We start from the raw sequence: 6381 nt of genomic DNA on the forward strand, positions 1-6381 counted from the left end.
CAATTCCTGGTAAGGTCTTACCTTCAAGGTATTCCAAGGAAGCCCCACCACCTGTAGAGATGTGAGTTAATTTATCCGAAATACCTAATTGTTTAGCGGCTGCGGTGGAGTCCCCACCACCAACAATCGTCGTAGCATCCGTTAAGGTGCCTAAGAATTCACCAACTTCAAGTGTCCCTTTAGCAAAGTTTGACATTTCAAAGACACCCATTGGTCCATTCCAAACCACGGTTTTGGCATCCTTTAACACGTTCTTAAATTCAGCAACTGACTTAGGACCAATATCTAAAGCCATGTAGCCATCATCAATGTCTCCTTCAATGACTTTCGTGTCAGCATCATTAGCAAACTTATCAGCTTCAACACTGTCAACTGGCAATACTAACTTATCGCCCGCCTTGGCCATAATTTCCTTAGCAACATCAATCTTGTCTTCTTCAACTAAGGAATTACCAATTTTAATTCCTTTGGCAGCATAGAAGGTGTAAGTCATCCCACCACCAACAATGACCTTATCAGCCTTGTTTAGTAAGTGATCAATGACCCCAATCTTGTCAGAAACCTTAGCTCCTCCAAGAATTGCGACAAATGGGTGAACTGGATTATCAACCGCATTCCCAAGGAATTTAATTTCCTTTTCCATTAAGAATCCAGCAGCCGCTTGCTTACCATTAGCCTTCATTGCCGTTGCAACGCCGACATTGGAAGCGTGTGAACGGTGAGCTGTCCCGAAGGCATCATTAACAAAGACATCACCAAGAGAAGCCCAGTATTCGCCAAGTTTTGGATCATTTCCCGATTCACGCTTAACGTATTCACCATTAACCACATCTTCGTACCGGGTATTTTCAAAGACCAATACTTGACCATTTTCTAATTGATCAATCGCCGTTTCTAATTCAGTTCCCTCAGTTGCTGGAACGAATTGCACAGGCTTGCCAAGCCGTTCTTCAAGTTTAGCAGCCACTGGCTTCATTGAAAGACCTGGTTTGTCATCTTCTGACTTAATCCGGCCTAAGTGTGAGAACAAGACCGCACGACCACCATGATCAAGGACATAGTTAATCGTTGGCAAAGCGGCCACGATCCGGTTATCGTCACCAACAACCCCATCCTTAATTGGCACGTTAAAGTCTACCCGCATTAAAACTTTTTTGCCTTCTAATTGAAGGTCTTCAACTGTTAATTTAGCCATTTATTTCCCTCCTAGTGAAAAGGCGGGCGGATTGCTCCGTCCACCTTTCATGAGACTACAATATTCGCATTAAAGAGTTGCGAAGTGTAACAAAGTACGGATCATGTTTGAAGTGAAACCGTATTCGTTGTCATACCAAGCAACCGTCTTAACTAATTGCGTGTCACCGGCAGTCGTAACTTCAGTTTGTGAAGGATCAAATACTGAACCAAAAGTTGAACCAATGATATCACTTGAAACAATTTCGTCTTCAGTGTAACCAAAGGCTTCGTTACCTTCAGTAGCCTTCTTCATAGCTTCGTTAACTTCTTCAACCGTAACCTTCTTGTCTAAGACCGTTACCAATTCAGTTAATGAACCGTCAACAACACCAACCCGTTGAGCGTGTCCTTGAAGCTTACCGTTTAATTCAGGAACAACTAAACCAATAGCCTTAGCAGCCCCAGTTGAGTGAGGAATAGTGTTAACACTAGCAGTCCGGTTGTTACGCATCTTGCTACCACGAGGTCCATCCAAGATCATTTGAGTTGAAGTGAAGGCGTGGATAGTAGTCATGGTACCAGCCTTAACACCAAAGTTCTTGTTCATGAAGTATGCCATTGGTGCAAGACAGTTAGTCGTACATGAAGCAGCTGAAACGATCTTGTCATCAGCAGTTAAAGTGTCAAGGTTAACACCTGGCACAACAGTCTTGATGTTACCAGCAGGTGCTGAAATCAAGACACGTTCTGCACCGGCTTCAAGGTGAGCGCTAGCCTTTTCTTCTGAAGTGTAGAATCCAGTACATTCAAGCACGAATTGAACACCATCGTTCTTAACCCAAGGAATGTTCTTTGCATCACGTTCTGCGTATACAGGGTATTCCTTACCGTCAACAACGATCCCAGTTTCGGTAGCACTAACTTCACCAGGGAAGGCACCATGAGTTGAGTCATACTTAAGTAAGTAAGCTAACATTGCAGGAGTAGTCAAGTCGTTGATTGCAACCACTTCAATATCCTTAGCGCCTAGTTCGTGAATCCGCCGGAAAGCCAAACGACCAATCCGACCAAAACCGTTAATACCAATCTTTACAGTCATACTGTAAGTTCCTCCTTTAGGAAAATAATTTACATGTATAGTCTAGCACTCTTGTTCAAAAAAGTACAAGCGAAACACTGCCTTTTTTACAGAATGCAAACTTTAAACAACATTTACTATTCTATTGGTTTTATAATCAAATGTCCATTGCAATATAAATGATTTATTGTTGGATAATGGTTGATCTTTCAGGCGCGGTTATGTATAATTGGAAAAGTTGATTATACGAAATTAAAAAGGAGGCACATTCCAATGCGTAAAGCACATCCACATGGTGTACAAGGACGTCGTCCAATCGCTTCAAAGTACAAGCAAACTCAAAAGCAAAAGAAGATTGATGCTATTCGTAAGTGGGCTAAGGGAACGCCTGCCGATGAAAAGTAATGATTAAGAGCCAATGACAAGCTAACCGGTTTGTCATTGGCTCTTTTTTTGAACTAGGAGGTTCTAATGTTAAATATCGCTTATTTAGGTAATGGAAAAAGCACTAACCGTTACCATCTTCCCTTTATGTTGAAGTCAGGTAAATTTAACCTTAAAACTATCTATGCTCGCCACCTCGATGGTCCTTGGAAAAAGCTTCCGCAGGTCCACTATACGAAAAACCTCAATGATTTGTATCAGGATGATACTTTAGATTTAATCGTCATCACCACCCCACCAGAATTTCACTATCAATATGCCAAAGAATGCCTTGAACATGGTAAAAATGTGCTAGTTGAAAAGCCATTCGCTCAAACGAAAGCCGAAGCCGAAGAATTGTTCCAATTAGCTAAAGATCGAGGACTCTTCATTCAGGCCTATCAAAATCGGCGTTTTGATAGTGATTTTCTCACTACGCAAAAAGTGATCGAAAGTGGCAAGTTAGGTACCCTGCTGGAAGTTGAAGATAATTACGACTATTATCGACCAGAGGTCCCAGCAAGTTCGACTGGTTTAGATTGGTCTAGTAGCTTCATTTATACCCACGCTTGTCATACCGTCGACCAAGTAATTTCCTATTGGGGACAACCACAACAAATTAATTATGATGTTCGTCAATTATTAGGTACCAATAAGATGAACGATTACTTTGATTTTGACTTTAACTACCAAAATCTCAAAGTTTCGATTCGATCCAGTTATTTCCGCATTAAAGCTCGCCCAACTTTTGTGGCTTACGGGACTAAAGGGATGTTTGTTAAAGAAACCGAAGATCGGCAAGAAATTGATTTAAAACATTTTTACTTGCCAACTAACGATCATCCGGATTTTGGACTTGATCAACCGGAACACTATGGGACCTTGACCTACTATGATGATCTAGGCAACTACCATGAAGAAAAAGTGGTGTCTGAAGTTGGGGATTATGCGCGGATGTATGAGGCCGTTTATGAAAGTATCGCCAACCACCAACCGAAAGTAGTTCAAGATTGGGAGACCATTGCTCAAATTGAAATTTTAGAACAGGCCTTTGGCAAGTTACAGTAAATAGTAAAAGACCAACTTCATTTTACCCAAATGAAGTTGGTCTTTTTCATACTATTCTATATGCCCCAGGCAGGATTCGAACCTGTACATGGTTACCCATACAACGACCTGAACGTTGCGCGTCTGCCAATTCCGCCACTGGGGCAACTGTCATACCTTAAGATACAACAAATGCGCCCCCGGGGAGTCGAACCCCGATCTCGAGAACCGGAATCTCACGTGCGATCCATTACACTAAGGGCGCATAATTATTTGCTTTTTACAACAGAAATCATGTTACACGATTTAGCCATAAAAAGCAAATATAAAATTAAAATAAAATCAAACGATTAGGCTTCATCCTCCATCAAGGAGAAGATTTTCTTCGAGATTAATAATAAACCAATCCCTAAGACAACACTAACGGCCCCAATTGATAAGAAGTATGGAACTTCTGTCCCGGTACTGTAAAACTTAACAATTTGCGCATTAATTGCTTGGGCCGCCGCGTCGGCTAACAACCATAAACTCATCATTTGAGAACTATAAGCTTTCGGAGCGAGTCGAGCGGTAACTGACAAACCAATTGGTGAGAGTAACATTTCACCAATCATACAGATGAACCAAGAACCAACTAACCAGAATGGACTAACCTTACCTGCAGTTGTCCCATGGATAATTCCTGGCAAGGCCATCCAAATATAAGAGGCCCCGGCAAAGATCAATCCACCAGAGAACTTCTTCGGTGAACTAGGTTGATTCTTCCAGTTATTCCATAGCCAAACAAAGATTGGCGTCAAGATCATGATGAATAATGGATTCAGAACTTGGAAGTTAGCGGCTGAGTAGTGCCAACCACCAATATGTAGAACAGTCCGTTGTGCTGCGAATAAGGCCAAAACAACGGATCCTGATTCTTCAATACTCCAGAAGGCTACCGCAGCAATCCATAATGGAATGTATGCCTGAACCTTCTTCTTTTCTTTGGATGTAACTTCTTTGCTCTTTAACATGATGACAAAATAAGCAATCGGCACAATGAAAGCTAAAACCGTCACCATATTAATAATGTTCTCAATGTTAAGTTGACCAACTAGGAAGAGACCGCCTAAGAAGGCGAGCACAACCACCAGACCAGCAACAATCCAAGTAACCACCCGACGAAGGTTTTCCTTTTCGATTGGTTCCGTTGGGACCAAACTTTGAGGTGAAATATACTTCTTGCCGTCGATTAAGTATTGGACCAAACCAATAAACATCCCAATCGCAGCCAAGGAAAAACCAGCATGGAAATTTTGGTGAGCACCAAAAGCGTGGAAACCAAATCCACCTGCAGCCCATGGTACGGCAATTGGAGCAATGAAGGCCCCAAAGTTAACCCCAAAATAGTAAAGTGAGAAACCAGCATCACGCCGGGCATCTTCTTCAGAGTATAACTTTCCCACCATGTTGGTGATATTCGGTTTCATTAACCCGGACCCCACTACGATAAAGGTAATGGAAGCATATAAAGCCCCCTGACCAAATGGTAGTGACAAGGAAATGTGACCAAACATAATCAGTAAAGCACCATAAAAAACGGTCCAATAAGATCCAAAGACCCGATCTGATAGCCAACCACCAACGATACTGGATAGATAAACCAGTGAACCATAGATCGACATCAATGAAGCCGCCGTGGCTTGGTCCATGCCCAAACCACCTTGACTAACAGCATAGTACATATAGTACAGTAAAATTGCCCGCATCCCGTAGTAAGAGAATCGTTCCCAGGTTTCCGTGAAAAACAGGGTTGATAAACCACGCGGTTGCCCGAAGAATGCAGTATCAAGATTTCTTGATTTTCCCATGAGTAGGCTCCTTTATTTTTAATAAAAAATTAAAAGTATTTTATAACGATTATAGGATGCTGTCAAATTGACCCAAAAAGACAAAAGTTTTAACTTCACCGACATATCATTTGACCTTTTTTGACCAACAGCGTAAACTATTGGCATACGTTAGCAAACAACACTAACGAGTGCTAAATATAAGGAGGCCGCATTATGAACTTAGTGCCAACTGTCATTGAACAATCGTCACGTGGCGAACGTGCTTATGACATTTATTCTCGGTTATTAAAAGACCGGATTATTATGCTTTCGGGTCCAATTGAAGATGATATGGCTAACTCAATTGTTGCTCAACTACTCTTCTTGGATGCCCAAGATTCTACCAAGGACATTTATTTATACATTAACTCACCTGGTGGAGTTGTTACTTCAGGAATGGCCATTTACGATACGATGAACTTCATCAAATCTGATGTCCAAACGATCGTAATTGGAATGGCTGCCTCAATGGCCAGTGTCTTGGTATCATCAGGAGCTAAAGGCAAGCGGTTTGGATTACCACACTCTCAAGTCATGATTCACCAACCTTCTGGTGGTGCGCAAGGGCAACAAACGGAAATCCAAATTGCTGCAGAAGAAATCTTGAAGACTCGGAAGATGATTAACGAAATTCTAGCTAAGAATTCCGGTCAACCATTTGATAAAGTGGAACAAGATACTGAACGTGACCACTACCTAACGGCCCAAGAAGCTGTGGAATATGGCTTACTTGATGGTATTATGGATAGTAACGAATTAAAATAATTAGATCCAAAAAAACTGAGG

General features: G+C 41.7%; 6 protein-coding genes and 2 tRNA genes. 3 read left to right on the forward strand and 5 right to left on the reverse strand.

Annotated elements, in window-relative coordinates; translation table 11 throughout:
* Both PS3_RS00935 and gap read right to left on the reverse strand, forming a co-directional pair.
* Window positions 1-1195: phosphoglycerate kinase (locus PS3_RS00935; RefSeq protein WP_040467836.1), on the reverse strand; the 1195-nt coding region annotated here is incomplete at its 3' end.
* Between the two features lie 69 nt (window positions 1196-1264).
* A complete protein-coding gene (gene gap, locus PS3_RS00940; protein WP_007121719.1) occupies window positions 1265-2275 on the reverse strand; it encodes a type I glyceraldehyde-3-phosphate dehydrogenase in 1011 nt (336 codons plus the stop codon).
* Between the two features lie 252 nt (window positions 2276-2527).
* Between gap and PS3_RS10735 the strand changes: the two genes are divergently transcribed.
* Window positions 2528-2659, forward strand: coding sequence for a hypothetical protein (locus PS3_RS10735; protein WP_268869360.1), 132 nt, complete (start codon window positions 2528-2530; stop codon window positions 2657-2659).
* A 66-nt stretch (window positions 2660-2725) separates the two neighbouring features.
* On the forward strand, window positions 2726-3745 hold the full coding sequence (locus tag PS3_RS00945; RefSeq protein ID WP_040467837.1) for a Gfo/Idh/MocA family oxidoreductase: 1020 nt from the start codon (window positions 2726-2728) through the stop codon (window positions 3743-3745).
* A gap of 61 nt (window positions 3746-3806) precedes the next feature.
* Here PS3_RS00945 and PS3_RS00950 read toward each other — a convergent pair.
* The 3 genes from PS3_RS00950 to PS3_RS00960 all read right to left on the reverse strand — a co-directional run bounded on the left by PS3_RS00950 (window position 3807) and on the right by PS3_RS00960 (window position 5574).
* A tRNA-Leu gene (locus tag PS3_RS00950) sits at window positions 3807-3890 on the reverse strand.
* A 27-nt stretch (window positions 3891-3917) separates the two neighbouring features.
* Window positions 3918-3989: transfer RNA gene (locus tag PS3_RS00955), tRNA-Arg, on the reverse strand.
* Between the two features lie 85 nt (window positions 3990-4074).
* Window positions 4075-5574, reverse strand: a complete 1500-nt coding sequence (locus tag PS3_RS00960; protein WP_007121720.1) for a peptide MFS transporter — start codon at window positions 5572-5574, stop codon at window positions 4075-4077.
* 195 nt (window positions 5575-5769) lie between these two features.
* Here PS3_RS00960 and clpP point away from each other — a divergent pair, with 195 nt between their 5' ends.
* Window positions 5770-6360, forward strand: a complete 591-nt coding sequence (gene clpP / locus PS3_RS00965) for an ATP-dependent Clp endopeptidase proteolytic subunit ClpP (RefSeq protein ID WP_007121721.1) — start codon at window positions 5770-5772, stop codon at window positions 6358-6360.
* Window positions 6361-6381 lie beyond the last annotated feature (21 nt).

This window comes from Limosilactobacillus gastricus PS3, from assembly GCF_000247775.1.
GTDB lineage: Bacteria > Bacillota > Bacilli > Lactobacillales > Lactobacillaceae > Limosilactobacillus > Limosilactobacillus gastricus_A.